Origin of the sequence: Cognatiyoonia sp., assembly GCF_965661665.1 — a bacterium.
Taxonomy (GTDB): Bacteria; Pseudomonadota; Alphaproteobacteria; order Rhodobacterales; family Rhodobacteraceae; genus Cognatiyoonia.
Map to the genome: position 1 here is coordinate 64609 of NZ_CBFIEO010000010.1, position 26308 is coordinate 90916.

Here is a 26308-nt window from a genome sequence, read left to right on the forward strand (position 1 = left end):
TTACCGTCAATTACTTTCCTGCACGCCGACAAAAAATCGACGTTTTGTTTCTGCGCTTTGAGAGTGGATAGACAGTCGAAGTCAGATAGGCGCCCAGCAACGCATCACTAAATACGACAACTGAAACATAGCCCCCTGAGCTTCAGTGCCTTTTCTTAAACAATTTGAACGTGGCTTCAACACATTCGACGAGGTCACAGATAGGTGTTGGTCAAGACTGGCCTCTACCGTTTTTACATGGACCTTTATTGCCTACTTGGCATCGCTTCGCAGCATCATTCGCCAAACATTGGAAACGAAATCAGGCCAGTGACGATTGGTGGCGCTGAAACACCCCTTCACCCTCAGATCGTGCCCCACCTCATAAAAGTTCGGCAAAGGCGAACTTGCCGCGCTATATCGGCACAAGATCAAAATATGGCGTTCAATGCTTAACTGACCATCATTTCCTTGGTCGCTGACAGGGTTACATCGGGATAATTGCGCTCGATACGGTCGATGTCCCATTGCAGTCGGGTCAGGTATACGACATCACCGTCGTTGTCCTCTGCAATGTGCTGTTTGTTGGCGGCGGTGAATTTCTCAATGGCATCCTTGTCCCCGTGGACCCAGCGAGCTGAGGTGAATTGAGAGCCATCGAACCGGACTGGGAGGCCGTATTCCATCTCGATCCGGCTGGCGAGTACTTCGAACTGCAATGCGCCAACGACGCCCACTATGAAGCCTGAGCCGAAGGTCGGCTTGAACACTTTGGCTGCGCCTTCCTCCGCAAACTGCATCAAAGCCTTCTCGAGGTGCTTGGCTTTAAGCGGATCACCCGCGCGGCAATTCTGTAATAGCTCTGGCGCGAAGGAGGGGATGCCCGTCACGCGCACCGCTTCGCCTTCGGTCAACGTGTCGCCAATGCGGAGTTGCCCGTGGTTCGGAATACCGATGATGTCACCGGCCCAGCCTTCTTCGGCCAATTCGCGGTCAGAGGCCAAGAACAGCACGGGGTTCGAAATCGCCATTGGCTTCTTGGTGCGTACATGCATCAGTTTCATTCCGCGCTTGAAATGCCCTGATGCAAGCCGCATGAACGCCACGCGGTCGCGGTGCTTGGGGTCCATATTCGCTTGCACTTTGAAGACAAACCCAGTGACGGTTTTTTCTTCGGGTGCAATCTTGCGCGGCTCCGCCGATTGTATCTGTGGCTCTGGCCCATAGGTCCCAATGCCATCCATGAGTTCTTTTACACCGAAAGAGTTGATCGCGGACCCGAACCAAATCGGCGTCATTGAGCCATTGAGCAACGCCTCTGGGTCGAGCGGCGGCAAAAGCTCTTTCGCCATTTCGATCTCTTCTAGAAACTTTTCTAAAAGCTCCGCTGGCACATGTTCCACAAGTTTTGGGTCATCAAGGCCGTTGATCTCAACGCTTTCGGCCACTTTGTTGCGGTCGGCGCGGTCCATCAGCTCCAACCGGTCGCGGAGAATGTCATAAGTGCCGATGAAATCGCGCCCAATGCCAATGGGCCAAGAGGCGGGCGTCACATCAATGGCGAGGTTCTCCTGAATTTCGTCAATAATCTCAAATGCATCGCGGCTTTCGCGGTCCATCTTGTTACAGAACGTTAGGATCGGCAGGTCGCGTAGGCGGCAGACCTCGAACAGCTTTTGGGTCTGGCTTTCAACACCCTTCGCGCCGTCAATCACCATCACGGCTGCATCTACGGCCGTCAACGTCCGATAGGTGTCCTCCGAAAAGTCGGAGTGGCCGGGTGTATCGACCAGATTGAAGCGATATTTATTAAAATCGAACGACATCGCGGACGCACTGACAGAGATGCCGCGGTCCTTTTCCATCTGCATAAAGTCCGACCGCGTGCGCCGTGCCTCACCCTTGGCGCGCACCTGCCCCGCCATCTGGATTGCGCCACCGTAAAGCAGAAACTTTTCGGTCAACGTCGTCTTGCCGGCGTCAGGGTGCGAGATGATCGCAAAAGTGCGGCGACGGGCGATTTCGGCGGGAAGGTCAGGACGATTGCTCATGCCCGCCCGTTTAGGGCGATTGCGCAGATTTCGCAATCCGTCCCGTGCCGCCTTAACGACCAATTAACCAACCGTCGCGCTAAAGTCGGTATGTCTGTTTAGTCCCTTGGAAAACTGTGCGCATTCCTCGCTCTGGCCGGATGCAGTGGCGGGTCATCTGGTGGTGGCAATCTTGATGATCCTGGTCGGACGCAAACGCTGCCTATCACAGGACGCCAAGACCTGCCGCAGTCCGGCGTCGCCAATTACACGGGCTTCATGACGCTCAATCCGCCCTTAAACGGCAGCTGGGGGAGGTAGTGGGCGACTTGGCCCTCGCCGTCGATTTTGGCGCATAGCAGGGGCAGGTCACGTAGGTTTGTCTTGCTTGGTGACAGTCTGACAGGTCGGATTTTCGTGACCGCTGGTGAGATTATCGCCGGAACCGGCAACGATCCCGCTGGGTTTGAAGCGGACCTGAGTGGCAGCTTGAAGGGCGGGGCGCTGCCCAACACATTGCTCACAGGCGCATTCGATGCCGACTTTGAAACCACAGACGGGTTGGTTATCTCAGGCACCGCTTTCGGTGACGTGACCACCACATCAGGCATCGACTTGTTCGACGGAATGATTTCAGCCGTCAGGTCCTAGCTGGCGGAGGTCTTCTTCAGAAGTTGAATCGCATCTTTTTGTGATAAAAGAGTGTCTTGCACTTTGTAATTCATGTGTTCGCAGTGCGCATAGACCGACTGCGCGGGTTCATCAGTAGGGTTTCCGCCGCGATCCCTTTGGCACAGATGATCTGATGCTCATCAAAGACAAGCTGATAATAATCCACTTAGCCGCCAGGCTGCTGGACCACCATATTCCCATGGAAAAGCTGCCGCGCCTTCACCAAAACCTGCGCCCTTCCGGTCCTCAGCTTCTCCTGCCGTTGGTAGATGAATAGGCGGTTGTCAGGACTGACGATCAGATCATTCGTGTTGTTGAGTGCGCCTTCTTTGATCACAACTGGCTTAAAATTCCCCGTCGCGCGCAAGGTTTTGCGCCTAACCCAGCGCACCTCCTGCGGACCATCATCGCGGGTCAACACCTTGTCACCAGCGCGCAGCTCCTCAATCGGGACCTGTTTGCCGGATGCGACCGTGATATGCGTGCCTTTGGTGAAAGACACGCAAGCCACCTTTGCAAAACGCTTGGCAGCGATGTGACGGTCGACACCAAAAAGGCGGTAGTCCGACTTCGGCTTCAATTCCGCCAAAGGCAACAGAGATATCTCAGCGATGGTGTCGTCTTCGACTTCCACCAGAACCAACACCTCTTGCGTGACGTCGCTGGTTCCCATGATCTTCACGCAGCAATCGATCACGACCAGATATCCCGCGGTCCCGAGTGCGGACCCCTCTGCAACCTCAGAGAGATCGCGTTCAGTTTGAAAGTGTAGCGACAGTTTGCGCCGCTCGGCGAAGTCGCGCAACTGATAGACATCATCCATCACCAGATCGTCCGCAATAGTCAGCCCATCACCATGTGCTACACCTTCAGACGCAGAAAAATCCGTTGAAAAATAGACGGATAAGGTCTGGTTACTATCGCGAGTGGACACGACATTGCGTCTCTAAAGTCAGAACGACCAAGACCCAAGGGCGCGACCAATATCCGTCAATGGGGATAGTTGTCTGGCCGCTCTCCGCAAATGCTGCTAGGCGGTTTGAAACACAGGGTCGCTGGAGGATTAATCAATGGATCTGGGTATTCGGGGCAAAAAAGCGCTGGTCTGCGCATCATCGAAAGGCTTGGGACGAGGATGCGCTGCAGCACTCGCCGAAGCGGGTGTGGACCTCATAATGAACGGGCGGTCCGCTGACAGCCTCGCCACCGCTGCGGAAGACATCCGCGCAGCTTTTGGCGTGACAGTGACGGAGGTGGCCGCCGACGTCAGCACCGAAGCAGGGCAGACCACGCTCTTGGAGGCCGCAGAAGGCGTCGATATCCTCGTCAACAACGCGGGCGGCCCACCGCCCGGCATGTGGACCGACTGGACGCGGGATGATTTCATCGCGGCGCTCGATGCTAATATGCTGGCTCCAATTGCGATGATGAACGGCCTGTTGCCGGGCATGATGGACAAAGGCTGGGGACGCGTCGTTAATATTACGTCCGTTTCTGTCAAAGCTCCAATCCCGCAGCTTGGTCTGTCGAACTCTGCCCGCGCGGGTCTGACCGGCTATGTGGCAGGCACGGCCCGTCAGGTCGCCCCAAGCGGCGTCACCATCAACAACCTATTGCCAGGCATCCACGCGACGGATCGAGCGGACAGCCTCGACAGTGCAGTGGCCAATGCCCAGAACATTGACATGGATGCGGCGCGCCAACAACGCTATGCCACCATCCCCGCGCGTCGCTACGGCAGCACGTCCGAATTTGGCGCGACCTGCGTGTTCCTCTGTTCCGAACATGCTGGCTTTATCGTGGGTCAAAACATCCTGCTCGACGGTGGAGCGCATAACGCCACTATCTAAGCCATCTTGATGCACAGCGGGTTGCGATGTAACCCGCTGGTATCACCCGTAAACTGGAAGCAGCCCTTGTCCGCAACACCCCGCCTTGCTTTGACTAGCATCACAAAGTCCTACTTAGGTCGCAAGATCGTTGATGATTTGAGCCTTGACCTCATGCCAGGACAGGTGACGTGCCTTTTGGGGCCGTCCGGCTGCGGCAAGTCCACAACGCTGCGGATCGCAGCGGGGGTCGAAGCGCACGATTCCGGCACGGTGATGCAGGATGGCATGGTTTTGAGCGACGGGCGAACCAGCGTCCCACCCGAAAAGCGGGCCGTTGGCCTGATGTTCCAAGACTTCGCGCTCTTTCCCCATCTGTCCGTTGCGGCCAACGTTGGGTTTGGCCTCAAAAAGTCAGACAGTCGCACGCGAGTTGAAGAGCTTTTAAAGAAAGTCGGGATGGGCACCCATATCGATAAATTCCCGCATGAGCTTTCGGGTGGTGAACAACAGCGCGTCGCTTTGGCGCGGGCATTGGCTCCACGCCCCAAAGTGATGCTGATGGATGAGCCGTTCTCCGGCCTTGATGACCGTCTGCGCGATGAAATCCGCGATGAAACCCTCGACGTTCTCAAGGCTGAAGACACCGCTGTTTTGTTGGTTACGCATGAGCCGTCAGAGGCGATGCGCATGGCTGACGAAATTGACTTGATGCGGCAGGGCCGGATCGTCCAGCGCGGCGCACCCTATAACATCTACAACGCACCGGTAGACATTGATGCTGCACGGTTTTTCTCTGATCTCAACGTCATCACAGGTACCGTTCAGGGCGCGCTGACGCGCACGCCGTTTGGTGAGTTTCTGGCGCCTGGTTTGGCAGATGGAACTGAAATCAACATCTGCATCCGTCCGCATCACTTGAAGATCGATTTTGACCGCGCTGGCCGCGGCCCGAACCCAACACCACAAGACGGTACTGCCGCCAGTGGGTCCGTCGTGCGCTCCCGCTACCTCGGCTCCGAAAGCATTGTGGAATTCAAGATGGATCACGACGGGTCCATGCTGACCGCGACCGTCCCTTCCGTCTTTCTACCAAAACCCGGCACACCCATGTGGTTGATGATCCGCCGAGATCGGTGTTTTGTGTTCCCCGCCTAAGGAGGGACCACCATGTCAACGACTCACGATGCGCTCGAAGACCCACGCAACGCCGATATCTTGATTTATGTTGATGGAGACTTGGTCCCGCGCGATCAGGCGAAAGTTTCCGTCTACGACTCTGGTTTCATGCTGGGCGACGGTATGTGGGAAGGGATGCGGCTTTATGATGGGGTCTGGGCCTTCTTCGACGAGCACATGGATCGGTTCCTCAACTCCTGCAGGGCGGTATCATTGGATGTGGGGATGGATGCCGACGGGATCTTGGCTGCGTTGGAAAAAACCAGGGTAGCCAATGGGATGGAAGGCGATGTTCACTGTCGTTTGATGGTGACTCGCGGCGTCAAAGTGAAACCGTTCCAACATCCGTCGTTGTCCCAATCAGGGCCGACGATGGTCATCATCATGGAACACTCCAAACCTGTTGATGTCCTGCATTCCAGGGGCATTCGGCTAGCCACCGTGCCGCAGGTGCGCGGTCTACCGATGGCGCAGGATGCGAAATACAACAGCCATTCGAAACTCAACTGCGTGATCGCCTGCCTGCAGGCCCAACAAGCGGGCGCAGATGAGGGGCTGATGCTGGACCCACATGGGTTCGTAAACACAACGAATGCTTGCAACTTTTTCATTGTGCGCAGGGGGGAGGTTTGGACCTCAACGGGTGACTATTGCATGAACGGGGTCACACGGCAGAAGGTGATCGACGTTTGCCGCGCCAATGACATTCCGGTCTTTGAAAAGAATTTCTCGCTCTACGAGGCGTATGGCGCAGATGAGGCGTTTCTTACCGGCACATTTGGCGCACAAACCCCTGTGGCGGAGATTGACGGCAAGCCCATCTGCACGGGAGACCGCCCGATCATGACGCGCATTCAACAGCTATACAAAGAGCTGATCCTCTCACATGTTTCTGAAAAGAAGGGCTTATCCGCCTAGACGCGCTGCCCGACCACCACGCCGCTTCACGAGTTTTGACTTGCGGGAAGTGAGTTGCTCCATCACCACGCGACGCTCACTTGCACTCATTCGTGACCAGCTGCCAATTTCGTCAATGTTACGCAGGCATCCTGTGCAAAGACGCGACTCGGGGTGGATCACGCAAATCTTCACGCAAGGGCTTTCGATCTCGTCCCGTTTCCAGATGGCGTCTGTGTCTTTCACTGCTCAGCCCTTCAAATGCGCCATACGATCCAGTGCACCTTGTAAAATATAGCTTGCCGCGACATGATCAATAACCTCTGCGCGACGTTTCCGTGACGTATCCGCCTCCAGCAACACGCGTTCTGCCGCAACTGTCGACAGTCGCTCATCCCAAAAGGTGATGGGCAACCCCGTAAGCTTTTCCAGATTTCGCGCAAACGCCCGTGTCGCCTGACAGCGTGGTCCTTCGGATCCGTCCATATTCATCGGCAGTCCTAGCACGATCCCTTGCGCATCAAGCTTTGAAAGAAGGGCCAGCAGTTTCTCCGCATCCTTGCCAAATTTCTTGCGCTTGATGGTCTCAACCGGCGTCGCAATTTGCCGCGATCCGTCCGAGATAGCGACACCAATCGTCATGGTGCCAAGGTCCAGACCCGCGATTTTTCTAAAGCCAGTTAGCAAGGCGCTGAATTCGGCAATCTCATCCGTGATCATGGGATCAGGCCCATCCGTTCCGCCACATCGCGCAACACCGCCATACCATTGGCATCGTTGCTGAAAACTTGGGTCGCTTCATTCAGTATCATTTCAGCGGTCTCAACCTCTCCCAAAGACGCATAGGACTGGATCAGCCGCGCCCAATCGCTTGCTGGTCCGCCTTCGGTCGCAAGACGGTTGGCAAGGTTGGCGACCATGCCGCCGATCATCTCCATCCGCTCTTCGTTCGTCAGGTCTTCTGCCGCTTCGATATCCGCCATCCTAGGACCGCGTGTTTCTGGCAAAGTGTACTCGACACCCGCCCGCAAGGCTGCGTTCTCGATTGCCGAGGAGGCAAGCGCCGTATGAAACCCCGGATCGCCAGCATCGACCATTGGGCGCCAGAGCCGGAACGCCAGATCTGGCCGGCCATTCTGGTTGTGCATTGCCCCCAGATAATACCGCCCAGCAAGGTCATTGCGGTCTTGCCCCAGCAGCAGGCGGGCGACACCTTCAGCTTCCGGCGATACGCGGCCATCGGTGGCAGCCACCAATAGATCCAGCAACCGCGTCAGATCTTCGGTCGACGGGTCGCCGCGCAAAACAATCAACCGTTCCTGTGCTTCAGCCGCCGCCGTGTAATTGCGCAACTCTATCTCGTGATAGGCCAGCAGCTCCCACCCGCGCGGATCGTTTGGCCGTTCTTCCATCACCGCCCGCAACTGCTCTACGCTTTCAAAATACTCTTCCGGAGCATCGACGGCAGGAGGAGGGGGCGCCATCGCTGCCATCTCAGCCTGTGATGGACGGTTCAATCGCTGTTGCTCTGCTTCCGCGTGGCGTTGGGCCAGCGGCTGATCAGGCGCACCGGGCGCGCCGACAAGCGTGTAAACCCCAACCCCCACGGCAAGTGGGATCAAAACGCTCAATGCGATCACTATACCGGACGGCCCGCTGCCTTCCGCCAAAGGCGTCGTCTTTGCCGCCGCGATCAAACGGCGGGACACTTCGGCGCGTGTGCGGTCGGCGGCGTCTTCTTCCAACACGCCCCGCACCACATCGCGATCAATTTCAGCCAATTGCGCCTTGTAAACCGCAACATCGGATGGCTGATCCGCACGTCTCCCACGGCCGTGCAAAACAGGTACCACCAAGAAGGCGGCACAGATCAGCGCCATCGCAATCGCTGTGATCCAAAAAATCATGTGTCGGAGCCCTTTCAACGCCTTTCCTAGTCGCCCGAACGCATCAGGGGAAGCCTCAGCGACGCTTTGCGTGGTTTTCCTCACAAACTCGTGTCGCAAAACTCATGTTTGATGCCGCGCACAGTATCCTCTTTAGATGCCATGCACGGCACAAGGCAGTATGGTCGTGACAGCCACCAACGGGGATTCGAAATGAAGCGTTATTCCGCCTTTGCAATTGCGAGAGAAGCGTTCCGCCAGCATTCAGGCTGGAACCGCGCGTGGGCGTCGCCTGAACCCAAGAAACGCTATGACGTCGTGATCGTTGGGGCAGGTGGGCACGGTCTGGCCACTGCGTACTATCTCGGTAAAAACTTCGGTATCACAAAAGTCGCGGTTATCGACAAAGGCTGGCTTGGCGGCGGGAACACAGGCCGAAACACTACAATTATCCGGTCAAACTACCTTCAAGACCCCTCCGCAGCGATCTACGAAAAGGCCCGCAGCCTTTATGAGACGATGTCGCAGGATTTGAATTACAACGTGATGTTCAGCCCCCGCGGGGTCATCATGCTGGCGCAAACCCAGCATGAAATCCGCGGCTATAAGCGCACCGCACACGCTAATTCGCTCCAAGGAGTTGAGACCGAATGGATTGGTCCTGAGCGCGTGAAAGAGCTGTGCCCGATCATTAACCTCGAAGGTCCGCGCTATCCGGTATTGGGCGGCCTTTGGCAGGCGCGCGGCGGCTCCGCCCGTCACGATGCGGTGGCGTGGGGCTATGCGCGTGCTTGTTCTGACATGGGCATGGACATCATCCAGCAGTGCGAAGTCACCGGCGTGATGACCGATAGCGGCAAGGTCAAAGGTGTGAACACGACGAAAGGTGACATCTTCTGTGACAAGCTCGGCATGGTCGTCGCAGGTCACGCTTCCGTCTTGGCAGGGATGGCAGGCTTCCAACTGCCGATCGAATCCGTCCCGCTTCAGGCGCTGGTGTCAGAGCCGATAAAGCCCTGCATGGACGTGGTGGTGATGGCAAACACCGTCCACGGCTACATGAGCCAGTCTGACAAAGGTGAAATGGTGATTGGTGGCGGCACCGACGGGCACAACAACTACACCCAGCGCGGGTCATTCCATCATATCGAAGAAACCGTTCGCGCGTTGGTCGAAACCTTCCCAATGATTGCGCGGCTGAAGATGCTGCGGCAATGGGGCGGGATTGTGGATGTCACAGGCGATCGCTCCGCCATTTTGTCCAAAACACCTGTCGATGGGATCTTCGTGAACTGCGGCTGGGGCACCGGTGGGTTCAAGGCGATCCCGGGTTCTGGCTGGGCGATGGCCGAACTGATGGCCAAGGGCTATTCCCCGCTCACCGAAGAATTCAACATGTTCCGCTTCAAAGAAGGCAAGTTCATCGACGAAAGCGTCGCCGCAGGGGTGGCGCACTGATGTTTGGGTCGCTCTACGACGGATCAGTCTTTGTCAGACGGGGGTTTGTCGCTTTTGTCGGTGGGGTCACGCGACCAGCGTTTGGCGCCGAACACCCAGATCATGTTGATGGCGACAAGTACCAACAGAATGAGAACGAAGCCTTCCATGCCGGAAGCGTGAGCGCCTTGGAACGTTTGGTCAACACTAACCCCAAAGGCTACTCAGCGCCTTTTGGCACATCGCAACCCGCCAATTTAACCATCCTGTGCTCAAATTCACCCGGACCGCGCGATGATCTGGTGTTTCCTCTCCAACCTGCTTTCATGAAGCAGCCAACAGAAGAGAAAATCACATGGTTGATTACAAGACGAAGTATTCGCCAGAGCAATGCGATGGCATCGGGCTTTACGTGGTCGCGATCTTCATTGTCGGCTTCATGCTCTTCGCCCTCTTTGCGGGCGGCGGCGGTACGACAACTGATCCAGCGCTCTATGCTGCGCCTGACGCAGTTGATGCAACAAAAGGGGCAGAAGTCACCACAACGCTCGGCGAATAAACCCCCAAAGACCACTCACCGGCCGAGTTTTGGCGGGCGCGGTCATGCGCCCGCCTTTTTCGCGTGTACATACGCTGTGTGTACGCTGTGTGTACGCCCTGTGTACGCAAAACATACCCCATTTTCAGAGGTTCGCGCATGCTAACATTGCATTGCCCAAACTGCGGCGTAGACGTCGACGAAACCGATCTGCACGGCGGCGGGGAGGCGCATCTGATGCGTTTCGGTCCCGGCTCAACAGATGATGAATTTCATGACTATCTGTTCATGCGTGACAACCCCAAAGGAGTGCATTTCGAACGCTGGCACCACATTTATGGCTGCGGGAAATGGTTCCTCGCTGCGCGCTGCACAGCTACATTGGAGGTGTTCGGCACCTATCCTGCTCAGACCACAGAACCGCCTAAGGACGTGATCGATACGATCAAAGCAAAACGACCAGAGTGGGGAGGTAAATCATGAGCACACGTTTGCAGTCCGGAGGCCGTTTGTTGAACAAAAGCAAGCCAGTATTCTTCACCTTTAATGGAAAGAAGCTGCGCGGCTATGAAGGCGACACGCTTGCCTCCGCCTTGCTGGCGAACGACCAAATGCTGGTCGGCCGCTCCTTCAAATACCACCGCCCGCGCGGCGTTGTCGCCTCCGGCGCGGAGGAGCCGAACGGCCTCGTCAATTTAGGTCGTGGCGGACAGTTTGAGCCAAACCAGCGCGTCACCACGCAGGAGTTGTTCGATGGGCTTGAAGCCACATCGCAGAACCACTTTCCGTCGCTAGAATTCGACGTTGGTGCGATCAATGCGCATTTAAGTCGGTTTCTACCTGCTGGTTTTTATTACAAAATGTTCATTCATCCGCGTCCGTTCTGGAAGTATGTGTATGAACCCTTCATCCGCAAATCGGCGGGTCTTGGTAAAGCGCCAAAGGACCGTGATGCGGACACCTACGAACACTTCCACGCCCACGTTGATGTGTTGATCGTGGGTGGCGGTATTTCTGGCCTTTCCGCCGCCCTCGCGGCTGGACGTTTGGGGGCACAGGTGTTGGTCATTGAGCAGACCGCCAACTGGGGCGGTCGCGCGATGGTCGATGAGCCTGAGATTGACAATATGCGCGCAAGCGCATGGGCTGCGCAGACCTGTCAGGAGTTGGACGCCATGTCTAACGTCCAGCGCCGTTCCCGCATGATGGGATCAGGTATTTACGACCATGGTTATGCGATGGCCTATGAGCGTCTGGGGGACCACGGGGCGCACGAAGGGCCACGACACAGACTTTGGAAAATCCGCGCAAAGCAGATCATCACCGCAACAGGGAGCATCGAACGCCCATTATCTTTTGCAGCCAACGACTTGCCCGGCGTTCTTTTGGCATCTGCGGTCCGCGATTATGTGGTGAACCACGGCGTTTCCGTCGGGGATCGCACGGTTGTGGTCACCAACAATGACGACGCCTACCGCACCGCGATTGCCCTAAAAGAAGCAGGTCTTGAAGTGCCTGCAATCCTGGACGCGCGGACAGAGGCGAAAGGCGAACTGCCAAACGCCGCACGCGACCTCGGCATTCGCGTTGAGACTGGCAAGGGGATTGCCAAGGTCAAAGGCGGCAAGCGCGTCAAAGGCGTGGACATCTGTGCACAGGCGGGCGAAGGCTCGGTCTTGGAAGAGATTGAGTGCGATTGCGTCGCTATGTCCGGCGGCTGGTCGCCTGTTGTGCATCTGTGGTCACACTGCGGCGGCAAGCTCAATTGGGATGACGCGCAAGCAATGTTTCGACCAGACCCGACACGCCCACCGCTGAACCAAAACGGCATCGGTTTCGTCAGCACAGCAGGCACAGCGAACGGCTACCTTGGCACTGAAGATGCGCTGGCAGATGCCTATGATGCGGGCGCGAGAGCGGCCAAGCTGGCAGGTGCCAAAGGCAAGGCTGGCAAGGCGCCAACGGGTGCGGATGCACAGCAAGAGCCGATCTCTTCCGTCTGGTTGATGCCGCAGGGCGCGTCCTACAAATTGCGCGCAAAAGCGTGGCTCGATTTTCAGAACGACGTGAAGGTGAGCGATGTGCAACTCGCCGCGCAAGAGGGTTTTGAGAGCGTCGAACACGCCAAACGCTACACCACACTGGGCATGGCAACCGATCAAGGGAAGTTGAGCAATATCAATGGTCTGGCGATCCTTTCCAAATCACTTGATTCCGAAATTCCGAACGTTGGTACCACCACATTCCGGCCGCCTTACACGCCGATCTCCATGTCCTCCATCGCTGGTGTTGCTCAGAATGAGCTGTTCCAGCCGCTGCGCATGACGCCCGTCTCAAGCTGGTCGAACGACAATGGCGCTGACAATGAGCCGGTAGGCGCGTGGCGCAGACCGTTTGCCTACATGCGAGACGGTGAAAGCGTTCATGACGCGGTGAACCGCGAGGTGAAGAATACGCGGGAGGCGCTGGGGCTGTTGGACGCCTCGACCCTAGGCAAGCTCATTGTCAAAGGCCCCGATGCGGGAAAGTTCCTCGACATGATGTACACCAACATGATGTCGACCCTGAAGGTCGGCAAATGCCGCTACGGATTGATGTGTACGGAAAACGGCTTCCTCATGGATGACGGCGTTGTTGCGCGGATCGATGAGGACACATGGCTGTGCCACACCACCACTGGCGGGGCGGAGCGCATCCACGGTTGGATGGAAGACTGGTTGCAATGCGAATGGTGGGACTGGAAAGTCTATGTCGCCAATGTGACGGAGCAATTCGCACAGATTGCTGTTGTCGGTCCCAACGCGCGGAACGTGCTTGAGAAACTGGGCGGCATGGATGTCTCCAAAGAGGCGCTGCAATTCATGGAATGGCGTGACGGCACGATCGGTGGCTTTGATGCGCGGGCCTATCGGATCAGCTTTTCCGGCGAACTTAGTTATGAAATCGCGGTGCCTGCTAGCCAAGGCCGCGCCTTCTGGGATGCGCTGATGGAGGCCGGTGAAGAATTTGGTGTCATGCCCTATGGCACCGAATGCCTGCACATTCTGCGGGCCGAGAAGGGCTTCATTATGATCGGAGATGAAACCGATGGTACGGTCATCCCACAAGATTTGAACCTTCAGTGGGCTCTATCGAAGAAAAAGGACGACTACCTCGGCAAACGCGCGCATGAGCGCAGTCATATGGCCGACCCTAACCGATGGAAGCTGGTGGGGCTGGAGACGGTCGATGGGTCTGTCCTGCCTGATGGTGCTTATGTTATTGCGGAAGGCACCAATGAAAACGGCCAGCGGAACACGCAGGGGCGTGTGACCTCCACCTATTTCTCCGCCAACTTGGGGCGCGGAATTGCAATGGGGTTGGTGCGAAACGGGCCTGACCGGATGGGGGAGGTGATTTCCTTTACCAACACCGAGGGCGAGCCAATCCGCGCCAAAATCGTTAATCCGGTTGTCTATGACCCAGAGGGGGAGAAGCAGAATGTTTAATGCTGTGAGCGCTTTGGACGGGCAAGTGGCCCCTGGTGAAGTCACCGTGCGGGAGCTTGGTCTGCGCGGGATGGTGACACTGCGCGGTGATCTGTCGTCACGCAAATTGCAGAACGTGTGCAAAAAGCTAACGGGCGTTGCGTTCCCAAAGCAGGGCGGCGTGGCGTCTGACGGGGACAAGGGCCTTGCGTGGATGTCACCGGACGAAGTGCTGGTGATGGTCCCACATGCGAGGGCGACGGCGGCCGTGGCCGAGATTGAGAAGGCATTGAAGGGCGATCATTTCGTGGTCGTCAACGTCTCCGACGCCCGCGCGGTGTTCTCCGTTCAAGGCGCGTTTTCGCGAGAGGTGATTGCGAAATTGGCACCAGCGGACCTGCATCCCGATCGGTTCAAAGAAGGCATGATGCGCCGGACCCGTCTGGGTCAGGTGGCTGCGGCCTTTTGGATGGTCGATGACGAGACCTTTCATGTAATCTGTTTTAGGTCGGTGGCCGAGTATACGTTTAAGCTGCTGGCGGCGTCTGCTGGTGCTGGACGGGTTGGATTTTTAGCTTGAGCCGAAGAATCTCTCCTGAGCCAAAAGGTGTACAGGTCAAACTCACCTGAGGGTACTCCACTCTCCCCAAACGGAACATTTTGCCGTTCCACCCGTTGGCTTAAGAGTGAATGACCTTGACCTAGAGTACATTTGCCCTTTTTAACAAACTAACAACCACCAACAGAAAGATGGTCCGATGGCTTTTTCCCTTCCTGATCTTCCCTATGCACATGACGCTTTGGCGTCTAAAGGCATGTCCGCTGAAACTCTCGAATATCACCACGATTTGCACCACAACGCCTATGTCACAAACGGCAACAAGGCGATTGAAGGGACAGAGTGGGAAGGCAAGTCGATGGAAGAGATCATTGTCGGCACCTACGACAAATCTGCGGTTGCTCAGAACGGCATCTTCAACAACATCTCCCAGCTTTGGAACCACAACCAATTTTGGGAAATGATGGGCCCAGGTGACAGCACTATGCCAGGTGAGCTGGAGAAAGCACTGGTTGAAAGCTTTGGCTCGGTCGACGAATTCAAATCCCAATTCTCCGCCGCTGGTGCGGGTCAGTTTGGTTCCGGCTGGTGCTGGCTGGTCAAGAACGCGGACGGCTCCTTGGCAGTGACAAAGACAGAGAACGGCGTTAACCCGCTTTGCTTTGGCCAGACAGCGTTGCTTGGCTGCGATGTGTGGGAGCACAGCTACTACATCGATTTCCGCAACAAGCGCCCTGCCTATCTGTCGAACTTCCTCGAAAATCTGGTGAACTGGGAAAATGTTGCCTCGCGCATGTAGCCCATTTTCTATTTGAATTTGGCGAAGGCCCGTGGGACCTCTCACGGGCCTTTTGTTTTGTGGAGGGGTCATTGGGACCGACGTTGGAAGATATTGAGCAGGCACAGGCGGCGCTGGTAGGGGAGATGGTTGAGACGCCCGTGGTGTCGCTGCCCGTGTCGAAGCTGCCCGCGCGGTTGGCCGATGCAGACGTGACCGTGAAGCTTGAGCTTTTTCAGCATACCAACAGTTTCAAAGCACGGGGGGCCTATTTGGGGATCTGTGGTCTCGACGCGAGCGCGCGGCAGGCAGGCGTTGTTGCGGCAAGCGGTGGCAATCATGCGCTGGCTGTCGCGTGGTCGGCCAAAACCGCTAGCGTCGACGCGTTGATCGCAATGCCGCAAGCGACAGACTCGATGCGGGTGGAGGCGTGCCGCGCCCTTGGCGCGCGCGTTGAGCTGTGCGCCGATATGCCTGCGGCTTTCGCGTTGATGGAAGGGGAAGCGGCGAACGGGAGGTTTCTGATGCATCCCTTTGAAGGGGCGCACATGGTCCTTGGCGCCGCCACGATTGGGGCGGAGTATGTCGCCCAGGCCTCTGATGTGGATGTGTTCGTCGTACCCGTTGGAGGTGGTGGCTTGATCAGCGGCATGTCTGCGGCGATCAAGATTCTGAAGCCAAAGGCGACCGTGATCGGGGTGGAACCTATTGGCGCTGACAGTATGAAACGGAGCTTTGAGGCAGGCAGCCCGCAACGGTTAGAGCGGATCGATACGATTGCTGATAGCCTCGGCTCCCCACTCGCCATGCCGCTGACCTATGGGATTGCCAGAGCGAATGTCGACGAAATTGTCCATATTACCGACGATGATATGCGGGATGCGATGCGGGACTATTACACCGCGCTGCGGATCGTGGCGGAGCCTGCATGTTCGGCAAGCCTTGCGGCGGTCTGTGGACCGTTGAAAGACAGGCTGGCGGGGCGGCGGGTCGGGATTATAGCCTGCGGGTCAAACATTGGGCTCGCGCGGTACCGCGAATTCTTGGGCGACTAGCTCAGGGCAGACTTCAGCGCGTTTTCGAGAGCAAGGATGTCTGTCACGGATGTAACGTAGCTTAGAATGTCATCGCCCGCGAATTTTTGCTCCACGATATGGTCCAGCATTTCGAATAGCGGGTCCCAATAGCCTTCGATGTTCAAAAGAATGATCGGCTTGCTGTGTAAACTCAGTTGCCGCCATGTGAGCGCTTCGAAGAACTCATCGAGTGATCCAGCACCGCCGGGAAGAACAACCACAGCGTCAGCGTTCATGATCATGACTTTCTTCCGCTCATGCATCGTTTCCGTCAGGATGAAGCTATCAAGATCGCGCTTGCCGACTTCCCAATCCATCAGATGCGTGGGGATCACGCCAAATGTTGTGCCGCCTGCCTGCTGCACAGAGGTTGCCACGCGCCCCATCAACCCCACGTCCCCTGCGCCATAGACCAACCTCCACCTGTTGTGGGCGAGCATGGCGCCAGTGTCTTCGGCGGCTTGTGCATAAATCGGCTTCGCGCCGTCGCGTGCGCCACAATAGACACAGACGGATTTTTGAAGGGTCATTCAAGGTCTCTTCACTGAGTTGTCTTTGACCAACCTTAGTGCTGTTGTTATGGTGTCTCAACCGTGCGGGCTGCCCATGTACGCACAGTGGGGACGAAACGACATATGGTGAGCTGAAGATGGCTTCGGATGCAAGTCGGTTGGCGCTGGGTGCGCTGGCAGCGGCGGTGATTGGTGTTGGGGTGATTTGGCTTTTGCCGCGTCCTGAAACGGCGGTGGTGGCACCACAGCAAACAGACCCCGCGATAACCACAGAAGACGCGCCAGAGGTGGCGGAAAGCACTGCTGATGCACCAGAAGCAGTCGAGACTGTCGTTGCGCCAGAACCTGAGAGCGTTGCAGAAATCGCCGCACCAACCGTTGGGATGCGGGCTGAGATGGATGGCATCCTTGTTGTGACCGGACGTGCTCCTGGTGCCGAAATGGTCGATGTATTGCTAGGCAACCGCGTGATAGAACGGTTGATGGTCGATGGCAGTGGTGCCTTTGCCACCGTTGTGATGGTTGAGCCCTCTGACAAGCCGCGGATGTTGCAGGTTATCGCGGACCCTGAAGGGGCGGCTGTCGCCTCCGTTCAGAACCCACTGCTTCTGCCGACAGAGATAGAGCAGGTCGCAGCAGCGTCGGATGAGCCCATCGTTGCGGGGGCTGTGATACCAGTGGAGGATGCTGAGGTCGCTGAAAGCACAGCGATCAGTGAGGAGCCGTCGCTCGAAGCCGTAGAAGGCGCAGTTGCGGTAGCGGATGATGCACCTGAAGCGGACGAAGTTGTCGTAAGCGTCGAAACGACTGATACCGAACCGGCAATTGAGACGGCAACAACTGAAAACAACGTAGAGGTTGAAGTTGCTGAAGCGGATGATGCACCTGAAGCGGACGAAAATGTTGTAAGCGTCGAAACGACTGATACCGAACCGGTAATTGAGACGGCGACGACTGAAAACAACGTAGAGGTTGAAGTTGCTGAAGCGGATGATGCACCTGAAGCGGACGAAGATGTTGTAAGCGTCGAAACGACTGATGCCGAACCGGCAATTGAGACGGCGATGACTGAAGACAACGCAGAGGTTGAAGTTGCTGAAGCGACGAACGAGGCCGTGGACCCTGAAACTGACCCTGTCAAAGCTGAGTCCATTGACCCTGCTGCCGAACCAGCCGAGCCTGAAGCGAAAGCAGGCGAAACCGACGTCGCGACCGGGGAGGAGACTGACGACACTGGGGAGACCATGCTTGTTGCCGACGCCGAAGGTGTGCGCGTGGTTGCGGTGGATGTCGCGGGACCACAAGTCCTTACCAACGTGGCGCTCGACAGCATCAGCTATGATTTGTCGGGGGAGGTGCTCCTGACAGGGCGCGGCACGGGCGATGGCTTTGTACAGGTCTATGTCGACAATCAGCCTGTGACCACGTCCCGGATCACTGCTGGCGGCGATTGGCGCACGGATCTTCCGGAGGTGGATACAGGCGTCTACACGCTGCGCATTGATGAATTGGATGAGGCAGGCACGGTCGTCAGCCGGATCGAGACGCCTTTCAAGCGCGAAGAACCTGAAGCCGTCGCTGCTGTGATGGCGGAAGAAACGGCGGAAGAAGATTTCAAAGTTGCGGTGCGCACGGTCCAGCCGGGCGCAACGCTCTGGGCGATTGCGCGGGAGCAATTCGGCAAAGGCATCATGTACGTCGCAGTTTATGAGGCCAACAAAGACCAAATCCGCGACCCTGATCTGATCTACCCCGGGCAGGTTTTCAGAATGCCAGAGACAGCCGAATAAGTGCCGCGCTCTGGTAATTCGAAAAGTCCGGCTTAAGTAGCTCGGACCATGAGACCCCTGACCCCAGACACTGAAGAACAATCCGACCGCAGGCGCGGCTGGTCGGTGATCAAGCGGACGTTGCCATACCTCTGGCCCGAAGGTCAGCCAATGGTGAAGGTGCGGGTTGTTGCAGCGTTCTTAGCGCTGTTCGCCGCTCAACTGTTGAGCGTTCTTGCCCCCCAATTCTTGGCGCAAGCGGTCGATGCCCTAACGCCAGAAACGCCCGATGCCGCGACCTACCTTGGCCTAGGTGCGATTGGGCTGAGCATCGCTTATGGTTTGTCACAGCTGATGAGCGTCGGGTTCCGGCAGCTGCGGGATGTGTTCTTCACCCGTGTCGGGCAAGGGGCGCTGCGCCAATTGGCGCTGACGACGTTCTCCCACATTCACCGCTTGTCGATGCGGTATCATCTGAGCCGTCAGACCGGTGGCCTGAGCCGGATTATTGAGCGTGGCGTGAAGGGCGTTGAATACCTACTGCGCTTCATCCTCTTTTCCATTGGACCGTTGGTCTTGCAATTCGTTCTTATCTGCATCGCGCTGGCGTGGAGCCTTGACCCCATCTTCTTGTTGGTCATTTTGGTCGTGGTGATCCTCTACGTCTGGTTCACATTCACTGTGACCGAATGGCGGGTGAAGCTGCGCAAGGTGATGAACACGCAGGACACAGACGCCAATCAGAAGGCCATCGACAGCCTGCTGAATTTTGAAACCGTGAAGTACTTCAATGCCGAGCGGTGGGAGATTGAGCGCTATGACAGCGCGATGCGGAACTATGTCGAAGCTGCGGTGAAGACGAATTATTCACTCGCCTTTCTGAACTTCGGTCAGTCGCTTATCATTTCATCTGGCGTGATCATCGTTTTGGTTCTTGCCGTGCGTGGGGTGGTTGCGGGCGAATTGACGGTCGGGGATTTCGTGTTGGTGAACGCCTACATGTTGCAGATCACACAACCGCTGAACTTCCTCGGCTCTGTCTATCGCGATATCCGGCAAGCCCTGGTCGATATGGGCGACCTCTTTGATCTTTTGGATCAACCACCAGAGGTGGAGGAGAAGAAAAACGCAACCGATCTGACGGTCACAGATGGGGCTATTTCGTTCAAAGGGGTGCAGTTTGGCTATGATGCTGACCGGCAAATTTTGAAGGGTGTCGATATTGATGTCGTTCCGGGTAGGACCGTTGCTCTGGTTGGCTCCACCGGATCAGGCAAGTCCACAATCGGGCGGCTCTTGTTCCGCTTCTATGATGTGACGGATGGCAGTGTGACAATCGATGGCCAAGATATCCGTGATGTGACGATGGAAAGCCTGCATAGTCAGATTGGTGTCGTGCCGCAGGACACGGTGCTCTTCAACGACACGATCTTCTACAACATCTCTTACGGCAGGCCCGACGCCAGTCGGGATGAAGTGATTGCGGCGGCAAAGGCCGCAAAGATCCACGACTTTGTGGAGAACTTGCCCAAAGGCTACGATACACAAGTAGGGGAACGGGGCCTCAAACTGTCAGGCGGTGAAAAGCAGCGTGTGGGCATTGCGCGGACGATCTTGAAGAACCCACCGATCCTCCTGCTCGATGAGGCGACATCCGCCCTCGACACGGAAACGGAACAAGAAATTCAGGCCGAGCTTTCCACGATGAGCGCTGGGCGGACCGTGATCACGATCGCGCATCGGTTGTCGACGATTGCTGACGCGGATGAGATCGTGGTGCTGGAAGCTGGTGAGGTGATCGAGCGGGGCACGCATGCTGAATTGCTTTCGCGTGATGGGCGTTATGCGCACCTTTGGAACCGTCAGTTGGACGAAGCCGCGGCTTGAAGGATTCAACTTTCGATCAAGGTTGCGCAGCAAAATCGCTTCATTGCGATGCAAATTCCTGTTGAATTGATATTTCTGATTGAGAGTAGAATGGCTTTTCCAAAATTTTCTGTGAGCTGGCGTTCATCGCAGCGTCGGGCTGCTTTTAAGACGCAGCGACCTTGTTGTCCTTTGCTGAGGTGACAGCAACTGGCCTTATCGTCACCGATGCGGTTGGTGGTGCCCCGCAGTCCTATATCGATTTTACGGGTAGAGGTTTTGCCTACGCTGCTGGCAGCGTCTATGGCGATGGTCTGAAAGCGGTGTCTGGCATCACGACCAGAAGTTCCGTGGCCCCCGTGCCAGCGTCAGCTTCAATTGCATTTTCTGGGTGATATGAGCTCTTTCAAGTCGATGGTATCTCGCTTAACGGTAGCCAGATCACAGGCTTTCGGACTCAGTAAACGGGATCCATCAATCTGTCGGCCAACTTTGGCGCAGGTACTCTGACAGGCTCCAGCGGCAACCTCAGCATCGATGGTCGCTTCTCGGGCGAGGACTTGAAAGGGGATGTGACCTACCGTGGCGTCGATGGTGATTTGAACGGTTTGGTAGGCAGCGACAAAGCGGTTGGAGCTTTCCACGGCAATAACGCTGATCTCATTGACGCGGGCGGCTTTCTGGTCAACTAAGCGACACATCTAAAGAAAAAGCCCGCTCCTTCGAGCGGGCTTTTTTGTTTATTCCGCTGCGCGGAGCGGTGGGATTGGTGGGCTTTTCTTCGGTGCTGGTTCGCTCGTGACCGCTGCGGTTGCAAAGTCATCCTCGCCCCAGAGGATCTGCGGCGACTTGAATTTGCGGGAGGCCCAGTAAAGTTTCATGTCGCCACGGATCATGCGCCCGATGCGGCCGAAGAAGCCAGCGCGCAGTGCGATCCATGCACCATAAGCGCCTTCTGTCGCCCAGACCCGCAGCGCCAACATCGATGGTGTAAACACCAGCGTCAGGACCGTTGCAGTACCAAGGCCAAAGACCACCGCGGTTGCCAACTGCTTCCACCAGAGGGCTGTCGGGCTGTCGACGGTGTAGCCGCCGTTGATGAAGTCGAGGCTGAGGCCAAACATCATAGGGGCGAGGCCCGCCATAGTTGTGATGGTTGTCAGGAGAACGGGGCGGATACGTGCCTCTGCCGTGCGGACAATCGCTTCGGTCTTTGGCATATATTTGCTGTACTCCTGATAGGTGTCGATCAGGATGATGTTGTTGTTCACCACGATCCCCGCCAAGGCGACGATCCCTGTTCCCGTCATGATGATGGAGAAAGCCTGATCCATAATGAGCATGCCCCAGAGCACGCCCGCTGTAGACATCACGACCGCGAGCAACACGAGGATGGAGTTGTAGATGGAGTTAAACTGCGCCAGCAGGATAATGAACATCAAGCCCAAGGCTCCCGCGAACGCGCTGGAGAGGAAGGCTTGCGATTCCGCCTGATCCTCTTGGTCACCGGTCCATTCCCAGCTAACCGAGTCAGCGAACGGCTTCTCGTTCAGCCATTCGGTCAAAATCTCGATCCGTTCGGTTGGGCTGACAACCACCATTGACAGCGCACCATCTGTGACCTCGTTCTGAAGCGTTTGGTTCGCCTCATAGTCTGTTTTCGGGATCACGCGGCTGACGCCATCGAGGTCCGTCAGTTTAACAAGGTCGCTGTCCACAGCCGCTTTCACGTCGAAATAGCGTTGCTGATCGACGCGGCTGATCTCGGCCAGCTTCTGAACCGGCGTGCGGGTGATGAAGTTCGACAGGGGCACGAGACCCGACTGCGTGCGAACCTTAAGCGTATCCAACGTGGAGAGGACACGGTCCTGCTCTGGCAATCGAACGCGGATTTCAATCTCTTCATCGCCATCGGCAGGGGTGTAGGTGTCGAGCAGGATGCCGCGTGTGACAAGCTGCACCATACCGCCAACTGTGGCCACGTCTGCGCCGTAGCGGCCAGCCGCCTCAACATCCACGTCGATCTGCCAATCGATGCCGGGAAGGGGCAGGTTGTCTTCTTGCTGTGCCAAACCGGGCAGGGCGTCGAACTGGTTCCGCGCGATTGAGGTCGCAGCAATAAGGTCGTTCCAGTTGTTGCTCTTCAGTCGGAGGTGCACTGGCTTGGCGGATGCCGGACCCATAGCGAGGTTCAAAACCTCGAACCTGATGCCCGGAACGTCTCGCAGAGCGTCTTCTAACTCCGCGATCACCGCGTTGCCGTCATAGGCCGGATCAACCTCCGTGGTGGTCCACGGGATGAAACCCAAAAGCTTTGTGTCCCGCTCCACCACCGGGCGGTCCTCCCATGGCAGCAGCTCTAGCTGCACCTGACCAATTTCATCCGCAGGGCCTTCGGCGCCACCTGTGTTGTTGTTCAACCCACCTTCACCGGCGAAGGAGAAGGCACTTTGCACAGCGGGATGCGCGATGACGATGTTCTCGACCTGTTGAACCAGTGCATCCTTCTCGCCAATCGACATGTTGCCGCGGGCTTGGACATAGACGATCGCTTGCTCCGGCTCCGTCTCAACGAAGAATTCAACGCCGTTGTTGTTGGCCCCGAAGTTCTGGAAACTGAACATCACGAAGCCCGCGACCGCACCGATAAAGACAAGCGGCATGATCGGGTTCTTTGTGATCAACGCGATGAAGTGGCCGAAGAGCGATCGACGATAGCCTGCGTTGATGCGCTTACGCTCGAAATGGATTTTGGCGGCGCTGATCGTGATGGAGGTAAACACGGCACCTGTAAGGAACATGATGATCCCAGGAAGCGAGGCCATAAAGCCATTCGTTTGGACGGCTTGGCCGCTCAAGTAGGCAGGGTTCAAGGTCAGCATCGCGCCTGTGAAGGTTGTCATCAATGCGACAGGTACCAGCGCTGCGCGGATCACCCATGGGAATGTCGCGCGGAGCCAGTCGGAGACGCCTATGAAAACGCCGCTGAGACGACCAGTGACACCGCCCATGACAGGCAGATAGATCAAAGCAACAACTAAGGACGCGCAGAGAACGAAGATCAATGTGACCGGCAACATACCCATGAACTGACCAGGTACGCCCGGCCAGAACAGCATTGGTAAGAATGCGCAGAGCGTTGTCGCGGTTGAGGAAATAATCGGCCAAAACATGCGCTTTGCCGCCTCGGTATAGGCGCGCATTGGGCCGGAGCCTTCTTTGATCCGTTTGTCGGCGTATTCGACAACAACGATGGCCCCGTCGACCAGCATACCCACCGCGAGGATCAAACCGAACATGACGATGTTCGAGATTGTGATGCCCATTACCGCAAGCAGCGCAAAGCAGAGCAAGAAGGAGGTTGGGATCGCAAAACCAACCAAGAGGGCAGGGCGTGTACCAAGTGCGGCGAGGACCACGATCATTACAAGCGCGATCGCTGTCAGGACGGAGCCTTCAAGCTGACTGACCATAGAGGCGACGTTGCGCGACTGGTCGTTGGAGGTGCCGACCTTGATCGCGTTCTGAAGTTCAGGCTCCCATGTAGCACGTTCCAGCTCGACCGTTTCGCGCACCAGTTGGGCGGTGTCGATTAGGTTGAAACCTTTGCGCTTCACAACCTGCAAAGCAACCGTATTGACCCCGTTAAATCGGGCTGTGCCTTGGCGGTCTTCGAATGTCGGACGGATCGTGGCGAGGTCGCCCAGCGTTACGACGCTGTCGCCGTTCTGCTTGACGGGCAGGGTGTACACGTCCTGCGGTTCGCTGAAGGACGACGGGATTTTGACAGCAAAGGTGCTGCCCGGTGTCTCAACATTACCTGCAGCGATCAGCAGGTTGTTCTGTGTGACCACATTAATGAGTTCGCCAGCTGTGACATTGTAGGACTCAAGCTTGAGCGGGTCGATGATGACCTCAAGCATTTCATCGCGTTGTCCGGCAAGTCCTGCTTCCAAAACAGCATCGAGGCCCTCGATCCGGTCTTGGAGATTTTTGGCAACCTTGACCAATGTCCGCTCTGGCACATCGCCGGTGAGGTTGACGATTAGGATTGGGAATTCGGAGAAGTTGATCTCGTTGATCGAATAGTTTTCAGCACCTTGCGGAAAAGACCCTTCCGCCGCGTTCATCGCATCGCGGATGTCGGCCATGACTTTGGTCTTGTCCCAGCCAAACTCAAATTCCAACGCGACACCCGCGTAGCCTTCGGCTGCGGTACTGCTCATGGTTTTTAGGCCGTCTAAGTCGGACAGCTCTTTTTCCATCGGTTTGACGAGGAGGGTTTCGGAGTCAGATGCTGAAATCCCAGGGAAGGGGACAGAGACAAAGATCGCAGGAATCTCGATGTCTGGTTCACCTTCCTTTGGAAGCCCAACGTAGGACAGGGTGCCTGCGGCAAGCGACAGCACGATAAAGGCCAGAACCATCCGCGCCCGCGACGCGGCCCAATCGACTAATCCGGTCATCCTTCTGCCTCGCTATATGTCGGATCGACCAATACGCCATTTATAACATATTCTTGGCCAATCGTAATGATGTCGGCTTGTTCAGGGAGATCGGCAACCCAAACGCCTTCAATTGTATCGCGAAGGAGCGTCACTGGCGCAAATAGCGCCATGTTGTTTTTGTCGACAACTCGAACACCCAGCGTACCATTGTCGTCCAAGGTCAATGCAGAGCCCGGGATCAGGTGAGCTGTGCGACCGTCGGAGGCGATCACGATGTCAGCGGTTTGACCGTCACGGATCGACAAGTCGTCGTTTGGAACTTCGACCTCTACGCGGAATGTCCGTGTCACTGGGTCCGAGGAGCGGGAGAGGAATTTCACCGTTCCGACAACCTCACGGCCGTTGGTCAGCCTTGCACCAGCGGGCGCGCCCACTGCCACTTTGCTCACATCGTTCTCAGCCACGAAGCCCACCAATTTGATCGGGTTCAATTGAATGATCGTCGCGCAAGAGGAGCCGGGCTGCATCAGCGTACCAAGTTCTGCAGTATCCGTTTCAAGAAGACCTGCAAAAGGCGCTTCAATCGTCAGGCGCTCAATCTCGCGCTTTGCCGCGGCGACGGCGGCTTCAGCGGCTTGAATGCCGGCCTCTGCGCTGGCCATGCCAGAGTTGGCGCGCTGGAGGCCTGCAACCGCTGCTTCTGCTGCTGCTTCTGCGCTGATGAGACGGGTTTCTGAAGCGAAACCATCTTCTGAAAGTTTGCGCGCTACGTTCACGTTAATTTCGGCCTCAGCTATACGGGCATTTGCTTCGGCCACGGCTGCTTGCGCTTCCGGTACGCGACCGCGCGCTTCGGCGAGCCGAGCTTCCGTTTCGGCCAAGCTGGCCTCTCGGGTGCCGGGGTCGAGGCTGCACATCAGATCGCCTGCATTGACAGCAGTACCTTTCCGCAAAGGCTCTGAAATGACCAACCCTGCCGTTTCAGCCGCTACTGTTACCTGACGGGCAGCTTCCGTGCGGCCACGAAGGACAACCGCGCTTTCAATCTTACGGGCTTCAGACCTTAGGACGACAACTTTCACGGCCGTTTGCGCTGTGTCCTCTGCCTCCATTTCTTCAGCGGTGGCTTTATCAACCGCGTAACTGGTTGCTTCCGTTTGGACGCCAGGGGCGGTTTCTTCGGCGAACTGGAAGAGCCGATCTCTCTCAAACACGACGAAATAAAGCGCGACCGTAACGATGATTGCGGTGAGAGTTGGGATGATCTTCATGATCGACCTCGAGGACGTTCTGTAGTTGGATGTCAATTATGTCTTAGATACGTGCATTGACAGGGGTTTGGTTCAAAACCCGCAAAACTAAACTGTTGAGTTCAGATTTAGGGCC

24 protein-coding genes are annotated in these 26308 nt (G+C 56.7%); 15 read left to right on the forward strand and 9 right to left on the reverse strand.

Going from position 1 to position 26308, the window contains the following annotated elements; translation table 11 throughout:
- Nucleotides 1-431: 431 nt before the first annotated feature.
- Nucleotides 432-2030, reverse strand: coding sequence for a peptide chain release factor 3 (locus tag ACTF5F_RS08285; RefSeq protein ID WP_438956401.1), 1599 nt, complete (start codon nucleotides 2028-2030; stop codon nucleotides 432-434).
- A 363-nt stretch (nucleotides 2031-2393) separates the two neighbouring features.
- Between ACTF5F_RS08285 and ACTF5F_RS08290 the strand changes: the two genes are divergently transcribed.
- A complete protein-coding gene (locus ACTF5F_RS08290) occupies nucleotides 2394-2660 on the forward strand; it encodes a hypothetical protein (protein WP_438956402.1) in 267 nt (88 codons plus the stop codon).
- A 187-nt stretch (nucleotides 2661-2847) separates the two neighbouring features.
- Here the strand turns inward: ACTF5F_RS08290 and ACTF5F_RS08295 are convergent, their stop codons facing one another.
- Entirely contained in the window at nucleotides 2848-3615 is a 768-nt protein-coding gene (locus tag ACTF5F_RS08295) for a Hint domain-containing protein (protein ID WP_438956403.1), read from the reverse strand.
- A gap of 136 nt (nucleotides 3616-3751) precedes the next feature.
- Here ACTF5F_RS08295 and ACTF5F_RS08300 point away from each other — a divergent pair, with 136 nt between their 5' ends.
- The 3 genes from ACTF5F_RS08300 to ACTF5F_RS08310 all read left to right on the forward strand — a co-directional run bounded on the left by ACTF5F_RS08300 (nucleotide 3752) and on the right by ACTF5F_RS08310 (nucleotide 6607).
- Entirely contained in the window at nucleotides 3752-4531 is a 780-nt protein-coding gene (locus ACTF5F_RS08300; RefSeq protein ID WP_438956404.1) for an SDR family oxidoreductase, read from the forward strand.
- A gap of 66 nt (nucleotides 4532-4597) precedes the next feature.
- Nucleotides 4598-5668 carry an ABC transporter ATP-binding protein gene (locus ACTF5F_RS08305; RefSeq protein ID WP_438956405.1) on the forward strand — a complete coding sequence of 357 codons (1071 nt, stop codon included), beginning with the start codon at nucleotides 4598-4600 and terminating at the stop codon, nucleotides 5666-5668.
- A gap of 12 nt (nucleotides 5669-5680) precedes the next feature.
- The gene (locus tag ACTF5F_RS08310) at nucleotides 5681-6607 is read left to right on the forward strand and encodes an aminotransferase class IV (protein ID WP_438956406.1); all 927 of its coding nucleotides are present in this window, start codon (nucleotides 5681-5683) and stop codon (nucleotides 6605-6607) included.
- Here the strand turns inward: ACTF5F_RS08310 and ACTF5F_RS08315 are convergent.
- From ACTF5F_RS08315 to ccmI, 3 genes are read right to left on the reverse strand one after another with little or no spacing between them, the layout of a single operon-like run.
- Nucleotides 6596-6832, reverse strand: a complete 237-nt coding sequence (locus ACTF5F_RS08315; RefSeq protein WP_438956407.1) for a DUF1289 domain-containing protein — start codon at nucleotides 6830-6832, stop codon at nucleotides 6596-6598. The two genes, ACTF5F_RS08310 and ACTF5F_RS08315, sit on opposite strands and share 12 nt — an antisense overlap.
- 3 nt (nucleotides 6833-6835) lie before the next feature.
- Nucleotides 6836-7306 carry a Holliday junction resolvase RuvX gene (gene ruvX / locus ACTF5F_RS08320; protein ID WP_438956408.1) on the reverse strand — a complete coding sequence of 157 codons (471 nt, stop codon included), beginning with the start codon at nucleotides 7304-7306 and terminating at the stop codon, nucleotides 6836-6838.
- Nucleotides 7303-8493, reverse strand: a complete 1191-nt coding sequence (gene ccmI, locus ACTF5F_RS08325) for a c-type cytochrome biogenesis protein CcmI (protein ID WP_438956409.1) — start codon at nucleotides 8491-8493, stop codon at nucleotides 7303-7305. Before ccmI ends, ruvX begins: the two co-directional genes overlap by 4 nt.
- A 192-nt stretch (nucleotides 8494-8685) precedes the next feature.
- On the opposite strand from ccmI, the gene ACTF5F_RS08330 reads away from it, so the two are divergent.
- Nucleotides 8686-9930 carry a sarcosine oxidase subunit beta family protein gene (locus ACTF5F_RS08330; RefSeq protein WP_438956410.1) on the forward strand — a complete coding sequence of 415 codons (1245 nt, stop codon included), beginning with the start codon at nucleotides 8686-8688 and terminating at the stop codon, nucleotides 9928-9930.
- A 23-nt stretch (nucleotides 9931-9953) separates the two neighbouring features.
- Here the strand turns inward: ACTF5F_RS08330 and ACTF5F_RS08335 are convergent, their stop codons facing one another.
- Nucleotides 9954-10079, reverse strand: coding sequence for a hypothetical protein (locus tag ACTF5F_RS08335; protein ID WP_438956411.1), 126 nt, complete (start codon nucleotides 10077-10079; stop codon nucleotides 9954-9956).
- Nucleotides 10080-10264: 185 nt separating this feature from the next.
- Here ACTF5F_RS08335 and ACTF5F_RS08340 point away from each other — a divergent pair, with 185 nt between their 5' ends.
- The 6 genes from ACTF5F_RS08340 to ACTF5F_RS08365 all read left to right on the forward strand — a co-directional run bounded on the left by ACTF5F_RS08340 (nucleotide 10265) and on the right by ACTF5F_RS08365 (nucleotide 16306).
- Nucleotides 10265-10468, forward strand: a complete 204-nt coding sequence (locus tag ACTF5F_RS08340) for a hypothetical protein (RefSeq protein ID WP_438956412.1) — start codon at nucleotides 10265-10267, stop codon at nucleotides 10466-10468.
- Between the two features lie 138 nt (nucleotides 10469-10606).
- Nucleotides 10607-10930 (forward strand): sarcosine oxidase subunit delta, encoded by a 324-nt coding sequence (locus ACTF5F_RS08345; RefSeq protein WP_438956413.1) that lies wholly within the window; start codon nucleotides 10607-10609, stop codon nucleotides 10928-10930.
- Nucleotides 10927-13935 (forward strand): sarcosine oxidase subunit alpha family protein, encoded by a 3009-nt coding sequence (locus tag ACTF5F_RS08350; protein WP_438956414.1) that lies wholly within the window; start codon nucleotides 10927-10929, stop codon nucleotides 13933-13935. Before ACTF5F_RS08345 ends, ACTF5F_RS08350 begins: the two co-directional genes overlap by 4 nt.
- The gene (locus ACTF5F_RS08355) at nucleotides 13928-14494 is read left to right on the forward strand and encodes a sarcosine oxidase subunit gamma (RefSeq protein WP_438956415.1); all 567 of its coding nucleotides are present in this window, start codon (nucleotides 13928-13930) and stop codon (nucleotides 14492-14494) included. The genes ACTF5F_RS08350 and ACTF5F_RS08355 overlap by 8 nt, the downstream gene beginning before the upstream one ends.
- 178 nt (nucleotides 14495-14672) lie before the next feature.
- On the forward strand, nucleotides 14673-15272 hold the full coding sequence (locus tag ACTF5F_RS08360; protein WP_438956416.1) for a superoxide dismutase: 600 nt from the start codon (nucleotides 14673-14675) through the stop codon (nucleotides 15270-15272).
- A 71-nt stretch (nucleotides 15273-15343) separates the two neighbouring features.
- The gene (locus ACTF5F_RS08365; RefSeq protein ID WP_438956417.1) at nucleotides 15344-16306 is read left to right on the forward strand and encodes a threonine ammonia-lyase; all 963 of its coding nucleotides are present in this window, start codon (nucleotides 15344-15346) and stop codon (nucleotides 16304-16306) included.
- Here the strand turns inward: ACTF5F_RS08365 and ACTF5F_RS08370 are convergent.
- The gene (locus ACTF5F_RS08370; RefSeq protein WP_438956418.1) at nucleotides 16303-16857 is read right to left on the reverse strand and encodes a TIGR00730 family Rossman fold protein; all 555 of its coding nucleotides are present in this window, start codon (nucleotides 16855-16857) and stop codon (nucleotides 16303-16305) included. The two genes, ACTF5F_RS08365 and ACTF5F_RS08370, sit on opposite strands and share 4 nt — an antisense overlap.
- 119 nt (nucleotides 16858-16976) lie before the next feature.
- Between ACTF5F_RS08370 and ACTF5F_RS08375 the strand changes: the two genes are divergently transcribed.
- From ACTF5F_RS08375 to ACTF5F_RS08390, 4 genes are all read left to right on the forward strand, one after another.
- Nucleotides 16977-18629: a LysM peptidoglycan-binding domain-containing protein gene (locus tag ACTF5F_RS08375; protein WP_438956419.1), complete on the forward strand. Its 1653-nt coding sequence runs from the start codon at nucleotides 16977-16979 to the stop codon at nucleotides 18627-18629.
- A gap of 48 nt (nucleotides 18630-18677) precedes the next feature.
- Nucleotides 18678-20495 carry an ABCB family ABC transporter ATP-binding protein/permease gene (locus ACTF5F_RS08380; RefSeq protein ID WP_438956420.1) on the forward strand — a complete coding sequence of 606 codons (1818 nt, stop codon included), beginning with the start codon at nucleotides 18678-18680 and terminating at the stop codon, nucleotides 20493-20495.
- Between the two features lie 164 nt (nucleotides 20496-20659).
- Nucleotides 20660-20869 carry a hypothetical protein gene (locus ACTF5F_RS08385; protein WP_438956421.1) on the forward strand — a complete coding sequence of 70 codons (210 nt, stop codon included), beginning with the start codon at nucleotides 20660-20662 and terminating at the stop codon, nucleotides 20867-20869.
- A gap of 165 nt (nucleotides 20870-21034) precedes the next feature.
- A complete protein-coding gene (locus ACTF5F_RS08390) occupies nucleotides 21035-21166 on the forward strand; it encodes a hypothetical protein (protein ID WP_438956422.1) in 132 nt (43 codons plus the stop codon).
- 48 nt (nucleotides 21167-21214) lie between these two features.
- Here ACTF5F_RS08390 and ACTF5F_RS08395 read toward each other — a convergent pair whose 3' ends face one another.
- Together ACTF5F_RS08395 and ACTF5F_RS08400 are read right to left on the reverse strand one after the other, a co-directional pair.
- Entirely contained in the window at nucleotides 21215-24940 is a 3726-nt protein-coding gene (locus ACTF5F_RS08395; RefSeq protein WP_438956423.1) for an efflux RND transporter permease subunit, read from the reverse strand.
- Nucleotides 24937-26193 (reverse strand): efflux RND transporter periplasmic adaptor subunit, encoded by a 1257-nt coding sequence (locus tag ACTF5F_RS08400; RefSeq protein ID WP_438956424.1) that lies wholly within the window; start codon nucleotides 26191-26193, stop codon nucleotides 24937-24939. The genes ACTF5F_RS08395 and ACTF5F_RS08400 overlap by 4 nt, the downstream gene beginning before the upstream one ends.
- Nucleotides 26194-26308 lie beyond the last annotated feature (115 nt).

What these genes read in the sequence shown, in the direction of transcription:
- ACTF5F_RS08285 (WP_438956401.1), bottom strand. Translation starts at nt 2,030, where the DNA reads ATGAGCAATCGTCCTGACCTTCCCGCCGAAATCGCCCGTCGCCGCACT.
- ACTF5F_RS08300 (WP_438956404.1), top strand. Translation starts at nt 3,752, where the DNA reads ATGGATCTGGGTATTCGGGGCAAAAAAGCGCTGGTCTGCGCATCATCG.
- ACTF5F_RS08310 (WP_438956406.1), top strand. Translation starts at nt 5,681, where the DNA reads ATGTCAACGACTCACGATGCGCTCGAAGACCCACGCAACGCCGATATC.
- ruvX (WP_438956408.1), bottom strand. Translation starts at nt 7,306, where the DNA reads ATGATCACGGATGAGATTGCCGAATTCAGCGCCTTGCTAACTGGCTTT.
- ccmI (WP_438956409.1), bottom strand. Translation starts at nt 8,493, where the DNA reads ATGATTTTTTGGATCACAGCGATTGCGATGGCGCTGATCTGTGCCGCC.
- ACTF5F_RS08330 (WP_438956410.1), top strand. Translation starts at nt 8,686, where the DNA reads ATGAAGCGTTATTCCGCCTTTGCAATTGCGAGAGAAGCGTTCCGCCAG.
- ACTF5F_RS08335 (WP_438956411.1), bottom strand. Translation starts at nt 10,079, where the DNA reads ATGGAAGGCTTCGTTCTCATTCTGTTGGTACTTGTCGCCATCAACATG.
- ACTF5F_RS08340 (WP_438956412.1), top strand. Translation starts at nt 10,265, where the DNA reads ATGGTTGATTACAAGACGAAGTATTCGCCAGAGCAATGCGATGGCATC.
- ACTF5F_RS08345 (WP_438956413.1), top strand. Translation starts at nt 10,607, where the DNA reads ATGCTAACATTGCATTGCCCAAACTGCGGCGTAGACGTCGACGAAACC.
- ACTF5F_RS08350 (WP_438956414.1), top strand. Translation starts at nt 10,927, where the DNA reads ATGAGCACACGTTTGCAGTCCGGAGGCCGTTTGTTGAACAAAAGCAAG.
- ACTF5F_RS08355 (WP_438956415.1), top strand. Translation starts at nt 13,928, where the DNA reads ATGTTTAATGCTGTGAGCGCTTTGGACGGGCAAGTGGCCCCTGGTGAA.
- ACTF5F_RS08360 (WP_438956416.1), top strand. Translation starts at nt 14,673, where the DNA reads ATGGCTTTTTCCCTTCCTGATCTTCCCTATGCACATGACGCTTTGGCG.
- ACTF5F_RS08370 (WP_438956418.1), bottom strand. Translation starts at nt 16,857, where the DNA reads ATGACCCTTCAAAAATCCGTCTGTGTCTATTGTGGCGCACGCGACGGC.
- ACTF5F_RS08375 (WP_438956419.1), top strand. Translation starts at nt 16,977, where the DNA reads ATGGCTTCGGATGCAAGTCGGTTGGCGCTGGGTGCGCTGGCAGCGGCG.
- ACTF5F_RS08380 (WP_438956420.1), top strand. Translation starts at nt 18,678, where the DNA reads ATGAGACCCCTGACCCCAGACACTGAAGAACAATCCGACCGCAGGCGC.
- ACTF5F_RS08395 (WP_438956423.1), bottom strand. Translation starts at nt 24,940, where the DNA reads ATGACCGGATTAGTCGATTGGGCCGCGTCGCGGGCGCGGATGGTTCTG.
- ACTF5F_RS08400 (WP_438956424.1), bottom strand. Translation starts at nt 26,193, where the DNA reads ATGAAGATCATCCCAACTCTCACCGCAATCATCGTTACGGTCGCGCTT.